General features: G+C 38.2%; 25 protein-coding genes and 1 tRNA gene. 21 read left to right on the forward strand and 5 right to left on the reverse strand.

The features are described 5' to 3' along the window. Positions 1 to 116 precede the first annotated feature (116 nt). From JYB65_RS08785 to JYB65_RS08795, 3 genes are all read left to right on the forward strand, one after another. Positions 117 to 824 carry an SGNH/GDSL hydrolase family protein gene (locus JYB65_RS08785; protein ID WP_206582297.1) on the forward strand — a complete coding sequence of 236 codons (708 nt, stop codon included), beginning with the start codon at positions 117 to 119 and terminating at the stop codon, positions 822 to 824. A 63-nt stretch (positions 825 to 887) separates the two neighbouring features. Beyond that, a tRNA-Arg gene (locus tag JYB65_RS08790) sits at positions 888 to 964 on the forward strand. Positions 965 to 1,281: 317 nt separating this feature from the next. Next, on the forward strand, positions 1,282 to 1,854 hold the full coding sequence (locus tag JYB65_RS08795; RefSeq protein ID WP_206582298.1) for a hypothetical protein: 573 nt from the start codon (positions 1,282 to 1,284) through the stop codon (positions 1,852 to 1,854). 122 nt (positions 1,855 to 1,976) lie between these two features. On the opposite strand, the gene JYB65_RS08800 is transcribed toward JYB65_RS08795, so the two are convergent. Both JYB65_RS08800 and JYB65_RS08805 read right to left on the reverse strand, forming a co-directional pair. Beyond that, positions 1,977 to 2,249 carry an ImmA/IrrE family metallo-endopeptidase gene (locus JYB65_RS08800; RefSeq protein ID WP_206582299.1) on the reverse strand — a complete coding sequence of 91 codons (273 nt, stop codon included), beginning with the start codon at positions 2,247 to 2,249 and terminating at the stop codon, positions 1,977 to 1,979. Positions 2,250 to 2,262: 13 nt separating this feature from the next. Beyond that, entirely contained in the window at positions 2,263 to 2,610 is a 348-nt protein-coding gene (locus JYB65_RS08805; protein ID WP_206582300.1) for a helix-turn-helix domain-containing protein, read from the reverse strand. A gap of 231 nt (positions 2,611 to 2,841) precedes the next feature. Between JYB65_RS08805 and JYB65_RS08810 the strand changes: the two genes are divergently transcribed. The 10 genes from JYB65_RS08810 to JYB65_RS08860 all read left to right on the forward strand — a co-directional run bounded on the left by JYB65_RS08810 (position 2,842) and on the right by JYB65_RS08860 (position 8,577). Then, positions 2,842 to 3,030: a helix-turn-helix domain-containing protein gene (locus tag JYB65_RS08810; RefSeq protein ID WP_206582301.1), complete on the forward strand. Its 189-nt coding sequence runs from the start codon at positions 2,842 to 2,844 to the stop codon at positions 3,028 to 3,030. 137 nt (positions 3,031 to 3,167) lie between these two features. Beyond that, positions 3,168 to 3,455, forward strand: coding sequence for an AbrB/MazE/SpoVT family DNA-binding domain-containing protein (locus JYB65_RS08815; protein WP_206582302.1), 288 nt, complete (start codon positions 3,168 to 3,170; stop codon positions 3,453 to 3,455). Positions 3,456 to 3,605: 150 nt separating this feature from the next. After that, positions 3,606 to 4,106, forward strand: a complete 501-nt coding sequence (locus JYB65_RS08820) for a DUF1836 domain-containing protein (RefSeq protein WP_206582303.1) — start codon at positions 3,606 to 3,608, stop codon at positions 4,104 to 4,106. A gap of 55 nt (positions 4,107 to 4,161) precedes the next feature. Beyond that, complete coding sequence (locus tag JYB65_RS08825; RefSeq protein WP_206582304.1) at positions 4,162 to 4,473, forward strand: hypothetical protein; 312 nt, start codon at positions 4,162 to 4,164, stop codon at positions 4,471 to 4,473. Positions 4,474 to 4,588: 115 nt separating this feature from the next. Continuing rightward, on the forward strand, positions 4,589 to 5,707 hold the full coding sequence (locus tag JYB65_RS15285; protein ID WP_425331123.1) for a spore coat associated protein CotJA: 1,119 nt from the start codon (positions 4,589 to 4,591) through the stop codon (positions 5,705 to 5,707). Then, positions 5,704 to 5,952, forward strand: coding sequence for a spore coat protein CotJB (locus JYB65_RS08840; protein WP_206582305.1), 249 nt, complete (start codon positions 5,704 to 5,706; stop codon positions 5,950 to 5,952). The genes JYB65_RS15285 and JYB65_RS08840 overlap by 4 nt, the downstream gene beginning before the upstream one ends. A 2-nt stretch (positions 5,953 to 5,954) precedes the next feature. Next, positions 5,955 to 6,572, forward strand: a complete 618-nt coding sequence (locus tag JYB65_RS08845) for a manganese catalase family protein (RefSeq protein ID WP_206582306.1) — start codon at positions 5,955 to 5,957, stop codon at positions 6,570 to 6,572. 318 nt (positions 6,573 to 6,890) lie between these two features. Beyond that, positions 6,891 to 7,712, forward strand: a complete 822-nt coding sequence (locus JYB65_RS14955; RefSeq protein ID WP_245156640.1) for a spore coat associated protein CotJA — start codon at positions 6,891 to 6,893, stop codon at positions 7,710 to 7,712. Continuing rightward, positions 7,709 to 7,957, forward strand: a complete 249-nt coding sequence (locus tag JYB65_RS08855; RefSeq protein WP_206582305.1) for a spore coat protein CotJB — start codon at positions 7,709 to 7,711, stop codon at positions 7,955 to 7,957. Before JYB65_RS14955 ends, JYB65_RS08855 begins: the two co-directional genes overlap by 4 nt. 2 nt (positions 7,958 to 7,959) lie before the next feature. Next, the gene (locus JYB65_RS08860; protein ID WP_206582307.1) at positions 7,960 to 8,577 is read left to right on the forward strand and encodes a manganese catalase family protein; all 618 of its coding nucleotides are present in this window, start codon (positions 7,960 to 7,962) and stop codon (positions 8,575 to 8,577) included. A 296-nt stretch (positions 8,578 to 8,873) separates the two neighbouring features. Here JYB65_RS08860 and JYB65_RS08865 read toward each other — a convergent pair whose 3' ends face one another. Then, on the reverse strand, positions 8,874 to 9,017 hold the full coding sequence (locus JYB65_RS08865; protein ID WP_206582308.1) for a hypothetical protein: 144 nt from the start codon (positions 9,015 to 9,017) through the stop codon (positions 8,874 to 8,876). 186 nt (positions 9,018 to 9,203) lie between these two features. Here JYB65_RS08865 and JYB65_RS08870 point away from each other — a divergent pair, with 186 nt between their 5' ends. From JYB65_RS08870 to JYB65_RS08885, 4 genes are all read left to right on the forward strand, one after another. After that, positions 9,204 to 10,184: a patatin-like phospholipase family protein gene (locus JYB65_RS08870; RefSeq protein ID WP_206582309.1), complete on the forward strand. Its 981-nt coding sequence runs from the start codon at positions 9,204 to 9,206 to the stop codon at positions 10,182 to 10,184. A 642-nt stretch (positions 10,185 to 10,826) separates the two neighbouring features. Beyond that, positions 10,827 to 12,110 carry an ArsB/NhaD family transporter gene (locus JYB65_RS08875; protein WP_206582310.1) on the forward strand — a complete coding sequence of 428 codons (1,284 nt, stop codon included), beginning with the start codon at positions 10,827 to 10,829 and terminating at the stop codon, positions 12,108 to 12,110. Between the two features lie 389 nt (positions 12,111 to 12,499). Then, a complete protein-coding gene (locus tag JYB65_RS08880) occupies positions 12,500 to 12,967 on the forward strand; it encodes an N-acetyltransferase (protein WP_206582311.1) in 468 nt (155 codons plus the stop codon). A 397-nt stretch (positions 12,968 to 13,364) separates the two neighbouring features. Continuing rightward, on the forward strand, positions 13,365 to 14,264 hold the full coding sequence (locus JYB65_RS08885) for a MerR family transcriptional regulator (protein ID WP_206582312.1): 900 nt from the start codon (positions 13,365 to 13,367) through the stop codon (positions 14,262 to 14,264). A gap of 110 nt (positions 14,265 to 14,374) precedes the next feature. On the opposite strand, the gene JYB65_RS08890 is transcribed toward JYB65_RS08885, so the two are convergent. Next, complete coding sequence (locus JYB65_RS08890; RefSeq protein ID WP_206582313.1) at positions 14,375 to 14,872, reverse strand: DUF6803 family protein; 498 nt, start codon at positions 14,870 to 14,872, stop codon at positions 14,375 to 14,377. 144 nt (positions 14,873 to 15,016) lie between these two features. Here JYB65_RS08890 and JYB65_RS08895 point away from each other — a divergent pair, with 144 nt between their 5' ends. Next, positions 15,017 to 15,502, forward strand: a complete 486-nt coding sequence (locus tag JYB65_RS08895) for a low molecular weight protein-tyrosine-phosphatase (RefSeq protein WP_206582314.1) — start codon at positions 15,017 to 15,019, stop codon at positions 15,500 to 15,502. 78 nt (positions 15,503 to 15,580) lie between these two features. On the opposite strand, the gene abc-f is transcribed toward JYB65_RS08895, so the two are convergent. Further along, positions 15,581 to 17,047 carry a ribosomal protection-like ABC-F family protein gene (abc-f, locus tag JYB65_RS08900; protein WP_206582315.1) on the reverse strand — a complete coding sequence of 489 codons (1,467 nt, stop codon included), beginning with the start codon at positions 17,045 to 17,047 and terminating at the stop codon, positions 15,581 to 15,583. A 507-nt stretch (positions 17,048 to 17,554) separates the two neighbouring features. Between abc-f and JYB65_RS08905 the strand changes: the two genes are divergently transcribed. Genes JYB65_RS08905 through JYB65_RS08915 form a run of 3 tightly spaced genes read left to right on the forward strand, consistent with a single transcriptional unit; the run spans position 17,555 to position 19,654 of the window. After that, positions 17,555 to 18,214, forward strand: coding sequence for an amino acid ABC transporter permease (locus JYB65_RS08905; RefSeq protein WP_206582316.1), 660 nt, complete (start codon positions 17,555 to 17,557; stop codon positions 18,212 to 18,214). Beyond that, positions 18,195 to 18,869 carry an amino acid ABC transporter permease gene (locus JYB65_RS08910; RefSeq protein ID WP_206582317.1) on the forward strand — a complete coding sequence of 225 codons (675 nt, stop codon included), beginning with the start codon at positions 18,195 to 18,197 and terminating at the stop codon, positions 18,867 to 18,869. Before JYB65_RS08905 ends, JYB65_RS08910 begins: the two co-directional genes overlap by 20 nt. A gap of 5 nt (positions 18,870 to 18,874) precedes the next feature. Continuing rightward, positions 18,875 to 19,654: an amino acid ABC transporter ATP-binding protein gene (locus JYB65_RS08915; protein WP_245156641.1), complete on the forward strand. Its 780-nt coding sequence runs from the start codon at positions 18,875 to 18,877 to the stop codon at positions 19,652 to 19,654. Positions 19,655 to 19,701 lie beyond the last annotated feature (47 nt).

Consider the following 19,701-nt stretch of genomic DNA (forward strand, 5'->3'; position numbering starts at 1 on the left):
AAAATAAAACCATAGATATATTTATATTAATCATAATTGACATTAATGAAATTACCAGATATAATATTCAATATTACATTACATAATATTGATAGTTATGAATGAGGTGTTAGATTATGAATTCGATTTGTGTTTTTGGTGATTCCGTCGCAAGAGGTGTCATATACGATGAGAAAAAAGAAAAATATACGTTTTTAAAAAACTGTTTTATTAATATTTTCGCAGAGGATTTTAATATACCGGTGACCAATTATGCTAAATTTGGATGTACGATTACGAAAGGTGTAGAACTATTAAAGAAACATCAAGAAGAGCTGTCAAAGTATGATTATACCATTCTTGAATTTGGCGGAAATGATTGCGATTACAATTGGGCTGAAGTTGCTGCATGTCCTGAAAAGATTCATTTACCGAATGTTCCTTTTGATGTTTTTAAGGAACGGTATGAAACAGTGATTAAACAAGTAAAGATGTGCGGCAGCCGCCCTATCTTGTTATCTTTGCCGCCGATTGAGCCTAATCGATTTTTTAATTGGGTTTCAAAAGGGTTAAATCGAGAGAACATCCTAAAGTGGCTTGGAACGAAAGAAACCATTTATAATTGGCATGCGCAATATAATGAAATCGTCTTAGAAATAGCTAAAAAGCATCAGATCCCGATTATAGATATTCGAAAAGCCTTTGAAAACAGAGATTGTTCGGAGCTTATCTGCAAGGACGGGATACATCCCAATGAGAAAGGGCATGCACTGATCTCCAAATCCGTTTCGGTATCCTTAGCTAGTTATTTGGCGCAAGGGCATAAAGTTACTGCGCAATTGTAAAAAACGGTTTGACATTATATTTTTGATAATATATAATAATATACATGCGAAAAATATAAGCTTGCGCCATTAGCTCAGCTGGATAGAGTGGCACACTACGAATGTGAAGGCCGGGGGTTCGAATCCCTCATGGCGCACCAAAGTATTGAAATTGCAAGATTCTTGATTAAAAAAGAATCTTGCAATTTTTATTTTCCCAACAAAGTAAAAAAGAAATAAAAAGCAAGTATCTATACGGGCTAAATTAAGTATTGATTTAGAATTTCCGCGGCATCCGAATTGGATTGAGGTATAACATGAATGTAAACATTCGTAGTAACAACTATACTCGAATGTCCCATAAATTTTAAATTATACAATTTGGAATCCTTGAAATAATTATGAAAACAACCTACTCTCATACTTAGTATCAACAAAACATTCTTAATAATATATTGTATGAGAAGGAGGATTCGAAATGAAATTTATTAAACAATTAGATAGTACCCCTATTCCATTAAACCGATTAAATTTATTTTTTGAATCAAGAATAATATGGAGGGATTTTGCTACATGGATTCATACATATTTAGCAAGTGTCTTTGCCGGTTTTGGTAATCAAGACTCAATAGAAGTAAAATTAAAAGATGTTATTACAAAATTTGGCATCATTTTAAGCACAGTTTTTGGAGGGCAAATCGGAGAGCAATATAATAATCTTATTTTCAATTTGCTCAACACATTTAAATCATTGGTAGATGCGCAAATAAGAGGTGATGTTAACGCAGTAAATGAATATGCAACACAGTTATATGAAAATGCAGATCAAATTGCTGCTTTTCTAGCAAGGATTAATCCTTATTGGGAAGAAAATGAATGGAAAACTTTATTATATCAATTAAATAAATTAATAATTGAAGACTCAACTAGAGTTTTGAATAAGGAATATGCACAAAGCATAGAGGTATTTGACAGACTTTTAAATCTTACTTCAATAATGGGGGATTATTATTCTAAAGGCATACGGGATTATCTGACTCTAGCAGGTTAATCAGTATGTTAAGTGAAGAATTCAAGAGATTAAATATTTTTTAATCTCTTGAACAAAATTGTTCTAGAAAACCAATGGCTGTGACACTTACGGCATATAAGGAAGCTATACGGGAAGCTTTCTTAACCGTTCATTATGTTGGATTCGATCACTTTGACAGGAAGGTCACAATAGCAATCTCTGTTCTTTAGATGCTGCAATTCATGCTCGATTGTGATTTGCCTTCTTTCTTCTGACAACTTGTCGTTAATATAAATATTATAATTTCCATCCACATCCGGCATGATAAAACCTCTGATAGACATAGGAAGTGCTACTTCTCTGATAAAGATCATAGGAACAGCGGCTTCTCGTATAAAAAATATAGGAAGTGCTGCTTTTCTCATATAAATCATATTATCCCCCCTGCTATTTTGAATTAATTTTGTCTATAAATGCGATCAATTGCTCTAAGGCTTCGCCGTTCAATTTGCTTGAACTATCCAAAAGAACTCTATACCTCTTATCTCTATGTAATAATTCCACACAAGCCTCTAATTCGTCGTCAAAGTCATTTTCACCCTTTAAAAGATAATTGACGGATACGCCTAGGTATTCTGCAATAGCGCCGGTATATTTGGAATGCGGCGTGATGTCTTCATGCCTCCAACGGCTGACCGTAGACTTGCTGCAGCCAAGATATTTTGCCATTTTTGTATCCGATAAATCTTTACTGCTGTCTATGATTGAAAAAATTCTGCTATTAATAGTTTCCATAGGTCTAACTCCTCAAAAAAACAGTTTAATAAATACAACAAAAATCGGTTGACTTGTTTAAATAACGGAACTATAATTAATATATAAAGGAAAAAACTACCATTTAAAGTTCATTGGAACGATTAAAAACTAATAACCTTATATATTTTTTTGTTGCTAGATTAGAATTATCTTATTACAAAAGTTTAACTTTGTCAACTTTTGATAAAACCTTAGAAAGGAGTAATTCAAGTGAAGCAGTATCATGAAATTGTGGCGGAAATTAGAAAACAGATGTACTTACGAGATTGGAAAACGAAGGATCTGGCAGAGGCTACCGGATATACGGTAGGGACAATAAGAGTGATGCTTACCAACCCGAAGAAGATGTCCGATAAATCATTGGCAAAGATTTGTGAAGCACTTCAAATTAAATTATAGGAACTCAAACTGACATAAGCAGTATGAGTGATAAAGCAGCAGTATTTGTGATATAATGAACGCAATCGATTGAATACAGCGTTCCTTAAATCATACGGCGACACAACTTGTATGATAGATTGAAGGAGGAATAATAGATGAAAGCGACAGGTATTGTTAGAAAAGTTGATGAACTAGGCAGGATCGTACTTCCTAAAGAGCTGAGGCGAATTAGACACATTAATGAAGGAGATCCGATAGAAATTTTTGTAGACGATAATTTAATCATTTTACATAAGTATCAGCCGGCACTTGGAATCATAAATGACATCGAGCGGTTAATCGCAAAACTCTCTGACTCCCAGGAATTTATGTCAGATGAAGAAATGGAAATCGCCCAAGAGATCATTGGCACTTTACAAAAGATTCAGGTGACCTCTAAGTAAGGAGATGAAGTATGATAGAGATACTTTCAGTACTAAAAAAATGGATCAAAGAAGAAAAGCTATGTACACTTTTATGACGGTAATAGCTTTTTTATTTTTTTTGAAGTATAATGACATAAAAGATTCCTTGGAGTGCCGGAAGGAGAAAATATGGAAGATATTAAAGAACTCAAGAATAGTCTGAAAGAAGTTCGCCCTAATAAATGGGAGGACATTCCGGACATTGATTTATACATGGATCAAGTATTGGTTTATATGCAAAGACAGCATATTGGATTGGAAAGCGGCGAGACGTTGACTTCTGCTATGGTGAATAATTACATTAAAAAAGGATTGTTGCCTCGGGCGAAAGGGAAGCGTTATGACCGAACTCATGTGGCGTATTTGACAGCCATTTGTTTGATGAAACAGGTTCTTTCGGTGGACTTGACAGATCAGATGCTTAAAAATCAATTGGAGAACTCGGGTATTCAAGAGTTTTATAGGAAGTACTGTGAGAGCGTTGACAATGCTTACAATGAAGTGGCTGAAAAGATAAGTGAGGATATGAGCAAAGAAGAGATATCTGAATTGGTGCTGCAGTTAGCGGCTTCCAGTTATGCGCAGAAGGTAGCTTGTGAAAGGTTATTGGAAATACAAAAAACAAAATAGATTAAAGTGACATAAAAATAGATTGTCAGCAACGATAGCGGAGGTATCCCAAAAGGTGAGCGAGAATGCAGAGAATGCACAAAGGATAAGAGTTTTAGCTAGAGGTGTAAAGATGGCGATTTCGGTAAAAGACAACATGCAGCAAGTAAGTGATATGGCATATCAAACCAATCAGTTGATTAATGAAATTAGCAAGCAAACTGAAGAAGAAGCCGAATCCTTAAAAGAGATAAACAAAGGCATTGACCAGATATCTATGGTAGTCCAAGAGAATTCTGCAACTGCTGAGGAAAGCTCTGCCTCATCACAAGAAATCGCACTGCAAGCGCAAATTTTGAAAGGCATGGTGGATAAGTTTGTAGTATAGCGTAAAATGTCGAAAGAACATAGTCATATTTTGAGTACAGCATTTTATTAAATAGCACGAATAAGGAGCCCCTTACATAGTATATGATATATCACTATGAAAGGGGTTTTTGTTTTTGGAAAGCAATAGAAGAGGAACTGCAAAAGGTAAAGTTTCAAAACAAGCTTATGAGACCACTGCAGAACCTTATGTAGGCATGCCCATATATTTAGATGACAATTTCTTTTCCTTGTTTGGTAACAGAGGCCAGTGTCCTATGGATGATTTCGAGGACTTGATGAATCAGGAAATAGATGAAGATATAGAAAATGGAAGTATGCCTAATCAATGTACACCAGATCAATGTATACTGTATCGAGAAAAACCAGTAGCGCCAGCGCCAGCACCGGCACCGGCACCGAGACCAGCACCGACAGGTCCGATGGGTCCAACGGGTTCAATGGGTCCAACGGGTTCAATGGGCCCGGCAGGTCCAACGGGTTCAATGGGTCCGGCAGGTCCAACAGGTTCAATGGGTCCGGCAGGCCCGACAGGTTCAATGGGTCCGGCAGGCCCAACAGGTTCAATGGGTCCGGCAGGTTCAACAGGCTCAATGGGTCCGGCAGGTCCAACGGGTTCAATGGGTCCGGCAGGTCCAACAGGCTCAACGGGTTCAATGGGTCCGGCAGGTCCAACAGGCTCAACGGGTTCAATGGGTCCGGCAGGTCCAACAGGCTCAACAGGTTCAATGGGTCCAACAGGCCCGATGGGTCCAACAGGTCCGATGGGTCCAACAGGTCCGATGCCATCGTGCCCGACACCATCGTGCCCAATGCCATCGTGTCCGAAACCATCGTGCCCTAAACCGTCGTGCCCGACACCATCGTGCCCGACACAAGATATAATGCCTAATCAATGTATGCCGGGCAGATGTATGCCAGACAGACGTATGCCGGACAGATGTATGCCGGACAAAAGCATGCCAGACAAATGTATGCCGGATAAATGCATGCCGGACAGACGTATGCCAGACAAATGTATGCCGGGTAGACGCATGCCGGATCAAGTTATGGGAGACTACACTGAAACTGAGTCCGATAGTATGATGAATGACTGTGCTGCTGGCTGTCCACTTGCGATGGCTTATGTACCATGGCAGTCCTGGGAAAATACTTATGAGGAAGAAGTTGCTTTTAAAGTCGGTACCGTATTCCCAAGCTTGGACTTACCATTCTTAGGAGGTAAGCGAATATGAGTAGAAGTGAACTGATGCATAAAATCCAAGTGTTAGGATTTATTTTAGTAGATGTGGGACTTTATCTGGATACGCATCCGAGAGATAAAGCCGCCTTAAATTATTTCAACAAGTATAGTACTTTATATAAACTTGCCAGAAATGATTATGAACAACAATACGGTCCAATTACACCGATTGGAACAAATGATACCGTTAGCTGGTCATGGATAGACGAACCATGGCCTTGGGAAGGGGGATTTTAGTTATGTGGACATATGAAAAAAGATTACAGTTCCCGATAAATATTAAAAACCCTAATCCTGCCATGGCAAAATTTATCATCAGTCAATATGGAGGACCAGATGGTGAAATTGGAGCTTCTTTGCGTTACTTATCCCAAAGATATACGATGCCGTATAAACAGTGTGTCGGTATTTTAAATGATGTAGGAACAGAAGAAATGGGGCATTTTGAGATGGTTGCAACTATCGTACACCAGTTGACAAGGAATATGACCATTGAGCAGGTCAAAGAAGCCGGAATGGAAGCTTACTTCGTGGATCATACGGCAGGCATATATCCGGTTGCAGCTAGTGGCGTACCTTTTGATGCAATGTGCTTCGCTTCAAAAGGAGATGCAATCACCGACTTAGTGGAGGATATGGCAGCAGAACAGAAAGCCAGAACCACCTATGACAATATCTTAAGAATGATAGATGATCCGGACGTCATCGCACCGATCCGATTCCTCAGAGAACGTGAAGTTGTTCATTTCCAGAGATTCGGAGAAGCGCTTCGTGTCGTTCAGGATAATTTGGATTCAAAGAACTTCTATGCATTCAATCCTTCCTTTGACGGCTCAATGATGAGAAAAAATAAATAAACGCAGAAGACAACAGAATAATGTCTGATTCTAATAGTATTGGAATTGAACATTTAAGATATTAAGGAGTAATTTCTTAATAATGAAAACCAGTTTAACAAAGTTGTTAGACTGGTTTGTTATCTTCTATGTAATAAATGTAACATATAAAATATTTTATTTTATATTTAAAGAAATAGTAGTTGGAATAGATATTATCCGCCCGACTATAAACAATGGTTCGGTGCAGAATTCGATCCCGGTGCTAAGTGTAAATAGAACGGATTCTGCACCCCCCTCATAGTATATATAATAATAATATGAAAGGGGTTTATTTTTTTGGAGAAAAAGAAATATAAAAAAAATATTGCTGCAGAATATGATAAAGCTTCAGAACCGTATATAGGTATGCCTATATATTTAGATGATGACTTTTTTTCGACACCGAATCAAGGTACGATGCCGATGACACCGACAGGCCCGAATCAGGGAACAATGCCAGTGACACCGACAGGCCCAAATCAAGGTACGATGCCGATAACACCGACAGGCCCGAACCAAGGCACGATGCCGATAACACCGACAGGCCCGAATCAAGGCACGATGCCGACAATCCCAACAGGCCCGAATCAAGGTACGATGCCGATGACACCGACAGGCCCAAATCAGGGCACGATGCCGACAATCCCAACAGGCCCGAATCAAGGCACGATACCAATGATGCCTACAGACCCAAATCAGGGCACAATGCCGACGATACCGACAGGCCCGGATCAAGGCACGATGCCGACAATCCCAACAGGCCCGAATCAAGGCACGATGCCAATGATGCCTACAGACCCAAATCAGGGTACGATGCCGACGATACCGACAGACCCGAATCAAGGTACAATTCCGATGATGCCAACGACACCAAATCAAGGTATGACTCCTATGGTGCCTACATCCCCTATGTCACCAATAAGAGGAACGCGCAGATTGATGCCTGACCCTGGTCAAGAAATAGAGATCGAATCAGACTGTGCTGCTGGTTGTCCACTTGCGATGGCTTATGTACCATGGCAGTCCTGGGAAAATACTTATGAGGAAGAAGTTGCTTTTAAAGTCGGTACTGTATTCCCAAGCTTGGACTTACCATTCTTAGGAGGTAAGCGAATATGAGTAGAAGTGAACTGATGCATAAAATCCAAGTGTTAGGATTTATTTTAGTAGATGTGGGACTTTATCTGGATACGCATCCGAGAGATAAAGCCGCCTTAAATTATTTCAACAAGTATAGTACTTTATATAAACTTGCCAGAAATGATTATGAACAACAATATGGTCCAATTACACCGATTGGAACAAATGATACCGTTAGCTGGTCATGGATAGACGAACCATGGCCTTGGGAAGGGGGATTTTAGTTATGTGGACATATGAAAAAAGATTACAGTTCCCGATAAATATTAAAAACCCTAATCCTGCCATGGCAAAATTTATCATCAGTCAATATGGAGGACCAGATGGTGAAATTGGAGCTTCTTTGCGTTACTTATCCCAAAGATATACGATGCCGTATAAACAGTGTGTCGGTATTTTGAATGATGTAGGAACAGAAGAAATGGCGCATTTTGAGATGGTTGCAACTATCGTACACCAGTTGACAAGGAATATGACCATTGAACAGGTCAAAGAAGCCGGAATGGAAGCTTACTTCGTGGATCATACGGCAGGCATATATCCGGTTGCAGCTAGTGGCGTACCTTTTGATGCAATGTGCTTCGCCTCAAAAGGAGATGCAATCACCGACTTAGTGGAGGATATGGCAGCAGAACAGAAAGCCAGAACCACCTATGACAATATCTTAAGAATGATAGATGATCCGGATGTCATCGCACCGATCCGATTCCTCAGAGAACGTGAAGTTGTTCATTTCCAGAGATTCGGAGAAGCGCTTCGTGTCGTTCAGGATAATTTGGATTCAAAGAACTTCTATGCATTCAATCCTTCTTTTGACGGCTCAATGATGAGAAAAAATAAATAAACGCAGCAGACAACAGAATAATGCCTGATTCTAATAGTATTGGAATTGAACATTTAAGCTATCAGAAAGTAAGTTTCTGAATAATGAAAACCAGTTTGACAAAATCGTTAAGCTGGTTTTCATGCTTTTTACATTGTGCCTATCCTGTTTCTGCCATGCTACCGATCAAAATCTGAAAGGAAATAAAAAATCCCACCAATAGATGGGATCATTAAGCTAGCTTATCATAGTCACTATATAAAGAGGAAGAAACTAGATGAAAAGTTTATAAATTGGATATAAAGATAGGGCTTGACTTATCTAGTACAATTCTGAGTTGAATTCTGAGCCTTAGAAGAAGGATTGCCCTTATTCTCTTTATTTTCCATCTTGTTATTCATTCTATTAGTTGTCTTATTGTCCATTTTGTTTTCTGTCTTATTTTCTATTCTGTTTTCCATTTAAATCACCTCCGCCTATTATTATGTCTTGCTCTTTAAAAAATTATTTGAAAAGGTATATGTTAATTAGAACCAAAAGTACTAGAATTTTGATATGTTAATGGGCACATTCGCTTTTTTATTCGGGCACAAAGTCAAGAAAGTATAATATATTAGTATATATATTTAATTTGCCGGAGGTATTTAATGAATAACCAATATCAAAATTTTGTTTTCTCTGGAGGAGGGATATTAGGTATTGCTTATATAGGTATGTTAGATTATCTATATAATATTAATCTTATGCAAAACATTAAACGAGTAGCAGGCAGTTCGGCGGGAGCTATTACAGCTTGTATCACATCTTTTAATCTCCCTTTTGAAGAAACGAAAAAAATTGCAGATTCTCTGAATTACAGTAAAGTTCCGTCAACAACGGATCAAGAAGAACCTCAGATATTTTCTAAATCCGGAAAGGAAATATTAGATAAAGTTTTTATCAACGCAGAATGCGTATACCGGTTGATTACTCAATATGGTTGGTACTCTTCCAATTACATGTATAACTGGATCAAGCTTCAAATAGCCGATCAATTTGACGGCACAAAAAAGGCACCCCCCTATACATTCATAGATTTCATGGACCCTTCCCTGCATAAAGAAGGGCGTAATTTTAAAGACCTCTATATTATAGGAACGGACGTTTCCACTAAATCATCCTCTGTATTCTGTGCAGAATATACTCCCTATATGGAGGTGGCGGAAGCAGTACGTATATCCATGTCTGTTCCGCTTTTTTTCCAAGCCATCAAAAGCACATGTGCTGTAGATCATCAAAAAAATAGGCCTAAGGTTTATGCAGATGGCGGAATCTTGTATAACTATCCTATTACCCTTTTTGATATCGATAAGCCCTCGCCTGAAACACTGGGCGCACTATTCAATAGCAGTTGTCCCCCTTTGGAGATTGACAATCTGCTGGATTTCATTGTAAATCTGCTATCCTGTACCACTTCTATGCAAACTCAGTACATATATAGTGCACCGGAAAATCTTGAACGGAGTATTCAAATATATACTAGCAATATTGCTTCACTGAACTTTAATGTAAAGGTTGATGATGATATCTATACCTTTTTATATAAGCAAGGATATTTAGCAGCAGAAAATTATTTCAACTATTTATGAATTTTTAAAACCAGTTTAACAATTTGTTAGCTGGTTTTTTTATTTTGTCGTTTATTTTTGATGGGTGAATTTAAAAACAAATCCTATAAAAAATAGATAATTCTCTAAAAGATTGTGAAAAAAATATAAAAAAGTAAGTGTTTTTTGGTATTGTTACATAATTATCAAAACAAAATTAGGATTACAGGGGTATAGTGGAAAATAAAAGTTCATTATATTTTTATATTGAAACAGAAAAATATAAAAATATCAGAATGGCTATCAATGTGTTCATATTTAAGATTATTTTGTAAATTATTACAAAATATGAAATATATATTCATTTTTTTAGCATAGAATGAGCGATTTGACAATGTATACCTTTAATCTGATAAAGGTATACATTATACTTTGTCAAACTTGTTGACCTTATAGAATAAACATATTATAATCATCAAAAAAGTTTGACAATATTAATTTGGTTAAGAGAAATCAGTATCCTTTCAAAAGGATTAGGATTTAAGAGTGGGGAACTCACATGGTGAGTTTACTCACTCTTTTTACATAGATTAATGTTTGTTAAAAAATTATTGGATACGAAGCTCAAATTGTTATGTTAAGCATTTTAAATATAAAAACTATTATTAACCTAGGAGGGACACCATGGAAGGAATAACTTATCAATTAATTTTATCAGCCGTAATTTTTGTCGGCGCATACGCGCTTATTATTTGGGACAAAATTGATCGCACGATTGTCGCATTAACAGGAGCCACATTAATGATTGTTTTGCGAATAGTAGATCAGGAAAGTGCTTTTGGATATATTGATTTCAATACAATCGGACTTTTAATCAGTATGATGATTATCGTTATGGTCATTAAGAGAACAGGTCTTTTTGAATTTTTAGCCGTAAGGACTGTAAAAGCTGCAAAAGGAGAACCTATTGTAATCCTTATTCTGTTATCCTTAATAACCGGTTTTGTCTCTGCTTTTTTAGACAATGTAACGACTATCCTGCTGATCCTGCCAATTACTCTTAGCGTGGCGAAGGATTTAAAGGTAAATCCGGTCCCTTTCATTATTTCATCGGTTTTTGCCTCAAATGTGGGAGGAACGGGAACGTTGATCGGTGATCCGCCCAATATTATGATAGGCAGTGCTGTGGGCTTAACTTTTATGGATTTTCTAAGAAATCTTGGGGTCATCATATTCCCTTTATTGTTTCTTACTACATTTGTTTTCGCTTTGCTCTATAGAAAACAGCTGTTTACGACGGATGAATGCAAAGCAAAAGTAATGGCGGTTGATGAAAAGGAATGCATTAAAAATATCGGGCTTCTTCGAAAGAGCTTAGCGGTACTCGCATTAACTGTAGTAGGCTTTATATTGCATGGCATGTTGCATTATGAATCTGCAACGATTGCCTTGGTAGGGGCTGTAATCCTGTTATTTTTATCAGGGGAGCATATAGAAGGAATTCTTAAAGAAGTTGAATGGAAAACAATCTTTTTCTTTGGCGGATTGTTTGTAATGGTAGGGGGAATTCAAGAAACAGGGATCATAAAAATGATTGCGGAAGGCGTATTGGGTTTGACTCACGGAGATATCGTGATGACCACGCTGGCGATCTTATGGGTATCCGCAATCGCATCGGCTTTTGTAGACAATATTCCATTTGTAGCAACAATGATACCGATGATAAAGGATATGGGAGATCTGTCCGGAATGCCTTTGGAACCGCTTTGGTGGGCATTGGCTCTGGGCGCTTGTCTTGGCGGAAACGGAACCATTATTGGCGCAAGCGCAAATGTAGTTGCAACGGGCATGGCAGAAGAAGCAGGTTATAAGATCACCTTTGGGCAATACTTTAAATTAGCTTTTCCAACCATGATTTTAACTATAGTGATTTGTACTGTCTATGTTTATTTTGCTTATTTAGTATAAGAGATGGAAGGTACATAAGACGTTATATAATGCATAAAACGAAAAAATACCGAGTAAAACTTACTCGGTATTTTGTATAGAACGGTATGCAAAAGCTATCCTCGCTTTTTATTGCCTTTCGAAAAGGATGGATTCCTTGAAATGTATTATCAGGAAGAGTAATATGTACGAATGATATTTTATATATAAGATTTTGATTGGATGTAGAAAAAAAGATTAGGATAATAGAGATTTTTGGCATACTGATAGCGAAAAGAACGCTCTGAATTTTGTGGAATATAAAATATTTAAAAATATTTTTGTATATTTATAAATATTTTATATTGTAATACTAATTAAAATCTGCTATCATAATGAAATAAAACGTTGAAATAAGAGAGGTAAAAGCGATGATTGTTAGAAAAGCAAAATTATCCGATTCGGAAACCATACATAAACTGGCGAATTATTATGCAGATAAAGGATTGCTGCTTGCTCGTTCCAGAAGTTCAATCTATGAAAATATAAGAAATTATTCTGTTGTGGAAATAGATGGTGAAGTAATAGGCGTTGGTGCATTGTCTACCATTTGGTCTGATCTGGCAGAAATTAGAACGCTTGCTGTAGAGGAGAGTCTCTCAGGGAAAGGCATCGGCAGAAAACTTATGGAATATTTTATAAGTGAAGCAAAAGAAATGGGTATTCAAAAGATTTTTACCCTGACATACCAGAATGTATTTTTCGAAAAGTGCGGTTTTATCGAAGTGGATAAAGACTATATTCCGCCTCATAAGCTGTGGAAAGACTGCTATGGTTGCCCGAAGTTTCCAGACTGTGATGAGATTTTGATGGTCATGGAATTTGAGAAAGAAAAATAGGTTAATGGAAATCCCCGCCGGTTTTAGCGGGGTATCATAGGGACAAAAAGTGAACCATATAAAAGGCCTGTGATGGGGCGGACAGTTTGAGCTGTCCGCCCCGTTTTCGTGTCGTGCCTCAAGTCTGTGTCTGACGCTCCTTGTCATCACGGGGTACGGGGCGGCAGTGCCCCGCAAAAATACGGTCGGCGTACAGGCGAACGCTATGCTTGGCCCTACCGACGGGAGGGTTGTCATACCATAATCTCGTTTACCTCCTGCGTAGGAATGAACCGTAAGGCGGGTTCATGCATAATAATTCCTTCACGCGAACACGCAAAAAAATAAAAAATCAAAATATTGACTCTGACATTATGTCATAGTGTAATATAAAATCAGACGGATAGGAGGCGTGAATATGAGAACAATTAAACAGGTCTCGGGGTTAACGGGTATCAGTGTACGTATGCTGCATTATTACGATAAAATCGGATTGCTAAAACCAAGCGCAACAACAGATGCAGGTTATAGACTATATGACGATGAATCCCTTGAAACCTTGCAGCAAATCCTTTTTTTCAAAGAGTTGGACGTACCATTGAAAAATGTGAAGGAGATCTTAGCAAGTCCACAGTATGATAAAATGCAGGCACTCCATAAGCAAAAAGAGTTGCTTTCGTTGAAACGAGACCGGTTGGACGAAATAATCTCTCTCATTGAGAAAAAATTGAAAGGCGGGAACACGATGAGTTTTAAAGAATTTGATATGAGCGAATATTTTAATGCATTGGAAACCTTTAAACAGGAACACGAGGATGAAGTTGTCCAGTATTATGGCAGTGTAGATGAATTCAACGAGAAACTTGAACACATGAAATCCAATGAAATAAGAATTGCGAAAATGGCGATAAAACAGTTCGGCAGTATTGAAAAATATACCGAAGCCATGAAAAATAACCTTAATAATTTGCCGTCAATTATGGAAGGGTATCAGACAATTAAAGATAAAGCAGATGATGATTTGGTTCAAATGAATCAATTAACTAAAAGCTTAACATCTGATTTAAGTAAAGACCCGTCCTCAACAGAGATTCAGAAGATAGTAAAAGAAATGGATGTCATGGTCAAAGAGCAGTATGAAATTCTGAAGATGGATATGGGTGAAAACCACTGGGGATTTATGGCGGACCTTTATTTGACAGAAGCTGAATATATAAAAATCAATGACAAAAAGTATGGTGAAGGCGCGTCAAAATTGATAGGGCAAGCTCTCAAATTTTACAGTGAGAACAACAAACAGGATTGCCATTGTAGTTGAAAATTGAGTAAATAAATGCGAAAACACCTCGTTTCCAAGGAGATACCTTGGGAATGAAGTGTTTTCTTTTTCGTATTTAGTTCGCCTTATGCAGTCTATCGCTTTAAATTTTACATAGCAGACATATCAGACATGTTAGACATATTACCGACAATTTCTGGGTTCACCATACCAAAGATCATAGCGATGTGAGCGACTACCAGGAATCCGGAGATAAGAAGGAAATGAATCTTCATTTTTTCTTCCTGAGATTTCTTTCTGCCTATAACACCAAGCTCCAGCAATGCAATCGGAAGAAGGAAGAGGACTCCGCTTAAATAGAAGCCGACAGCTACCACGTCTACCCAAGTATGCCAGCCACTGCTGGTTGTCAAAGGGATAAACGCCGTTGAGAATAAGTAAATAAAAATTCCTGTAAAGTAAATTCCTGCGAAGATACCTACTACTTTGTTAAAGGTTCTTAAACCGCCTGCATTTGACCTATTAAAAATAATGAAAAACTCTGTTATAGTAAGTGCTTCCGCACAGATAACAGGGATAACCATGAAAATAATCAGATTCCAAGGTTGATTGCTTGCCAATAAAGACATATAATGTGTCATATTCATCGTATTGACCTCCTATAATTTTAAACTTATTGTATAAATAGATTGTGAAGAAATGATGGAGAAAATACTTTTCGATGAAAATTTCTATTTGTAAAATAGATTTCAGCGTATATGACGTATAGAAAGAAGGGGAAGGAGAGCAGCATGACAAAAGTTTTATTTATCTGCCACGGAAATATTTGCAGAAGCCCGATGGCGGAGTATGTGCTGAAGCATATGGTTCGTAAAAGAGGGATTTCTGAAGAATTTGAGATTGCTTCTGCCGCCACGAGCCGTGAAGAGATTGGGAATGATATTCACCGCGGCACGAAAACAAAGCTTACTGAAATCGGTATCCCTTACTCCGACCGAAAAGCAGCGCAGGTAACGAAAAGGGATTATGAGGATTATGAATATCTCCTGTGTATGGACAGCAATAATCTGCGAAATCTTGCACGAATTGTCGGAGAAGACGCCAATCAAAAAATATTTCGGCTACTTGATTTTTCATCCGATCCCCGAGACATAGCCGATCCGTGGTATACGGGAAATTTTGATGAAACTTATAACGATATTATGGAGGGGTGTGAAGCATTCCTTTCTCATCTCGAATCAGCGGCAGCTTACAATAATATAAAAGACTGTAAATAATAAAGGGGAGACTCAAGACCATTCATCTGACCAGATAAATCTTGAGCGATCCCCTTTATTTAATATGGAAGGCTTAATTTATAAATATAGAATATCTGTGGCGATCATATCCACGAATTTTTTATCATGTTCTACCAATAACATTGTCGGTTGATATTCTAAGATTAAGTTTTCAATCTGAATACGTGATAATACATCAATAAAATTAAGCGGTTCATCCCATACATAAAGGTGGGCTTGTTCGCATAGACTCTTTGCAATAAGCACCTTTTTTTTCTGTCCCTCGCTGAAATCCTCCATTTTCTTCTCGAATTGCAGCCTTGAAAAATCAAGTTTTCGAAGAATCGTTTTAAAGAGGGTAAGGTCAATATCATGTCGCCTCGCAAATTCGTCCAGCTCTCCTTTTAAAAAGGAGGTGTCTTGCGAAATAGACGAAATTTTCAGCCCATTCCCTATATTCAGGATGCCTTGGTAGTCCTTCTGTTCTCCTAAGATTATTTTTAACAGGCTGGTTTTTCCGCATCCGTTTTTACCTTGAATCGCTATCCGCTGTCCTTGCAATACGGAGAAACTAATATTCTCGAAGATTGCTTTTTCATCATAAAATAAGGACAGTTGATTTGCTTCCATTAATTTCTGCTGAGGATAGGGGATCGGTTTAATTTTGAGCGCGTCATTGGATTCAATGTTTTTCAGTAATTGTGATTTGGATTCAATGGATTTTTCCATACGAAGCTCAGAAGATTTAGCCCGTTTCATCAATTTGGCCGCCTTATGGCCTACAAAGCCCCGATCCGGTACATCTGGACCGGATTTGCTTTTCTCTGTTTTATCCGACCAGTTTGATGTGCGACGAGCGGCTTCAGAGAGACGTTTGATGTCCTTTTGCAACTTTTCGTTTTCAGCGAGTTCAAATTGGTCACTATATTCCTTGTTCTGCTGCCAGGTTGAAAAATTCCCTTGCTGCACTTCGATATCTGTTTTATTAATTGACAGGATATGGTCAACACAAGTATCCAGAAAGGCACGATCATGAGAAACAAGGATAAACGATTTTTTTCGTTTCAGATATTGACTGACGGTTTCTCTGGCTTGCCTATCCAAATGATTGGTCGGCTCATCAATCAGAAGAAAATTATTTTCTTTTAGAAACAAAATAGCAAGCAGAACTTTTGTCTGCTCCCCATGACTCAACGTCTCAAAAGGACGATAGAGCACTTCTTCCGATAGATCCAACAAAGAACATTCCTTGGACAGCCGCCAGTATTCATAGTCCGGCAGAATCTCTTCAAGAACGTCGATGGTGATCTGGGAAGAATTTTTTACCGGATAAGGGAAATAATCAAACGATACGGAAGAGGATATGGTACCGGAATATTCGTATTGATTCAGTAAGAGCTTTAAAAAAGTAGTCTTGCCCCTTCCGTTTCTACCGATAAAACCTAGTTTCCAATTGGTATCGATTTGAAAAGAAGTATTTTCAAAAATAGGATCATAACTACCTTCATAAGCGAAAGTTAGTTGTTGGATATTAATTAAAGACATAAAACGTCACCTCCAATAGTCACATAAAAAGCCGGCGTTTCATTTTTTGCAGCAAGCATTTTATGAAAAAAAATAGATGCAAGAAAGCTATTTTCTGCATCCATAACAACTACAATACTCTTTTAAATAAAGAGGGATTGTAGAAGGTTAGGTTTTATGTTATGATTGTGAGAAAATGTAACTTTCTTGCCAAAGCGCACCACAAAACTAGCAGTATAAATTCTACCGTATTTATAGGTTTTGCTTTGTAAACTAATGTTGTTAGCAAGAAAAGTTAATCATTTTTTCATCTCCAATCTGTATCTAGATGCTTTTATTATAGAGATAAATGAGAGTGATGTCAATCATTGAAATTTCAAGCTATCTTTGAAGCAGATATAAAAAGAATGTCCTAATTTGCCCAATATCGAAAATGGGGGTTGACGGATTAAATGGGGGATGGTATATTTTAATTACCTACTAAATAGATAGAAATACTAAGAGAATAAAAAGAAAGGAGCAATCAAATTGAATTGGGATTTTATAAAACAAAATACCTGTCTGTATCAGGACGCAGCATTGCTGGTTATTCGAATTGGAATCATCGGCATCGTTCTTTCCATTGTAGTTGGGATGATTTGCAGTATCATTCAATACTATAAGATTCCGATTTTAAAGAGAGTCGCTTCCTGTTACATAGAACTCAGCCGCAATACGCCGTTGCTTGTACAATTATTTTTCCTCTATTTCGGATTGCCTAAGCTGGGTATTTCCATTAGTGCAGAGGGGTGTGCGATCATCGGTCTGACTTTTCTCGGAGGCAGTTATATGGCAGAAGCCTTTCGCAGCGGCTTGGAGTCCATTGAATCGATTCAGCAGGAATCCGCTATGAGCCTTGGGATGAATCGGCTGCAGATTATGCAGTATGTGATTTTGCCGCAGGCGATCAGTTTATCGATTCCGGCCTTTTGCGCCAATGTGATTTTCCTCATCAAAGAGACTTCGGTGTTCAGCGCGATTGCCCTTGCGGACCTGATGTACGTAGCGAAAGATTTGATAGGACTTTACTATAAGACAGATGAAGCGCTGTTCATGCTGGTAATATCCTACTTGGTGATTTTACTGCCGATTTCAGTGTTGTCGACACTTCTGGAAAGGAGGCTTCGCTATGCAGGATTTGGGAATTAGAGTCCTATTCGAAGGAACAAACTCGATCCGTTTGCTGGTCGGCTTATGGGTGACAGTACGAATCAGCTTGATTTCGGTAGGCTTGTCCATTCCGCTGGGAATCTTGCTGGGGATGGTGATGAATATAAAGAATCCATTCACAAAGGTATTGACGAAGCTATACTTGGAATTCATACGGATTATGCCTCAATTGGTTCTGCTATTTCTGGTATATTTCGGTATCACGAGAGCTTTTGGCATTAATCTTTCGGCTGAATTCAGTGCGATTCTTGTCTTTACTCTTTGGGGAACCGCAGAAATGGGCGATTTGGTTAGAAGCGCATTAATCAGCATTCCGAAGCATCAGTACGATAGCGGAAGTGCGCTGGGGATGAACAAATTCGAGATTTATCGGTATATCATCATTCCACAGACGCTGCGAAGATTGATACCGCTGGCTATTAACTTAATTACCCGTATGATTAAAACGACGAGTTTAGTGGTACTCATCGGCGTTGTAGAAGTATTAAAGGTTGGTCAGCAAATTATAGATGCTAATCGTTATACGGTGCCGACGGCAGCATTGTGGATTTATGGGGTTGTATTTTTCCTCTACTTCTTCACTTGCTGGCTGATTTCGCTGCTTGCGAAGGGGTTGGAGAAGAGATGGAGGTAAACGGCATGAAAGAAAAAGAGATAGTTTTGAGCATTCGGCATTTGAAAAAGAGCTTTGGGGAAACTGTCGTTTTAAATGATTTAAATTTAGATATCAATAAAGGGGAAGTAATCGTCGTAGTCGGACCGTCCGGATGCGGAAAAAGCACCTTGCTTCGATGTCTGAACGGACTTGAGGGAATACAGGAAGGTGAAATATTTTTAGACCAAGAAGCGGTCAGCTTAAAAGGAAAAAACATGACGGCGATTCGTCAGAAAATCGGCATGGTATTTCAAAGCTATGATCTGTTCCCCCATTTGACGATTTTAGAAAATATTATTTTAGCGCCTGTTAAGGTGCAAAAAAGAGAAAAAGCGTCTGTTATTGCGGAAGCCGAGGAGTGGCTTGAACGAGTAGGCCTGATTGATAAGAAGGATGCCTATCCGCGGCAATTATCAGGCGGACAGAAACAGCGTGTGGCCATCGTAAGAGCACTCTGCATGCATCCGGAAGTTCTATTATTTGATGAAGTAACGGCTGCACTCGATCCGGAAATGGTAAGAGAAGTTTTAGATGTGTTGTTGGAACTAGCCCGACAGGGCAGAACGATGGTGATTGTGACCCATGAAATGCAGTTTGCCAAAGCTGTTGCAGATCGCGTCATCTTTATTGACAAGGGACAGATTGTAGAGGAGTCTCTGCCTGGAGAATTCTTTTCTTCACCGAAGACTGAACGGGCAAAACGCTTTTTAAATACCTTTGAATTCAACTCTGTGCGAAACAGAGATGAAGATATATTGCTCTAGTGAGCTTGGTGCTCACCATATAAAAATAAAAGAAAAGAGGGAGAAAC

Source organism: Clostridium aminobutyricum (assembly GCF_017255415.1).
Taxonomy (GTDB): Bacteria; Bacillota; Clostridia; order Peptostreptococcales; family Anaerovoracaceae; genus Aminipila; species Aminipila aminobutyrica.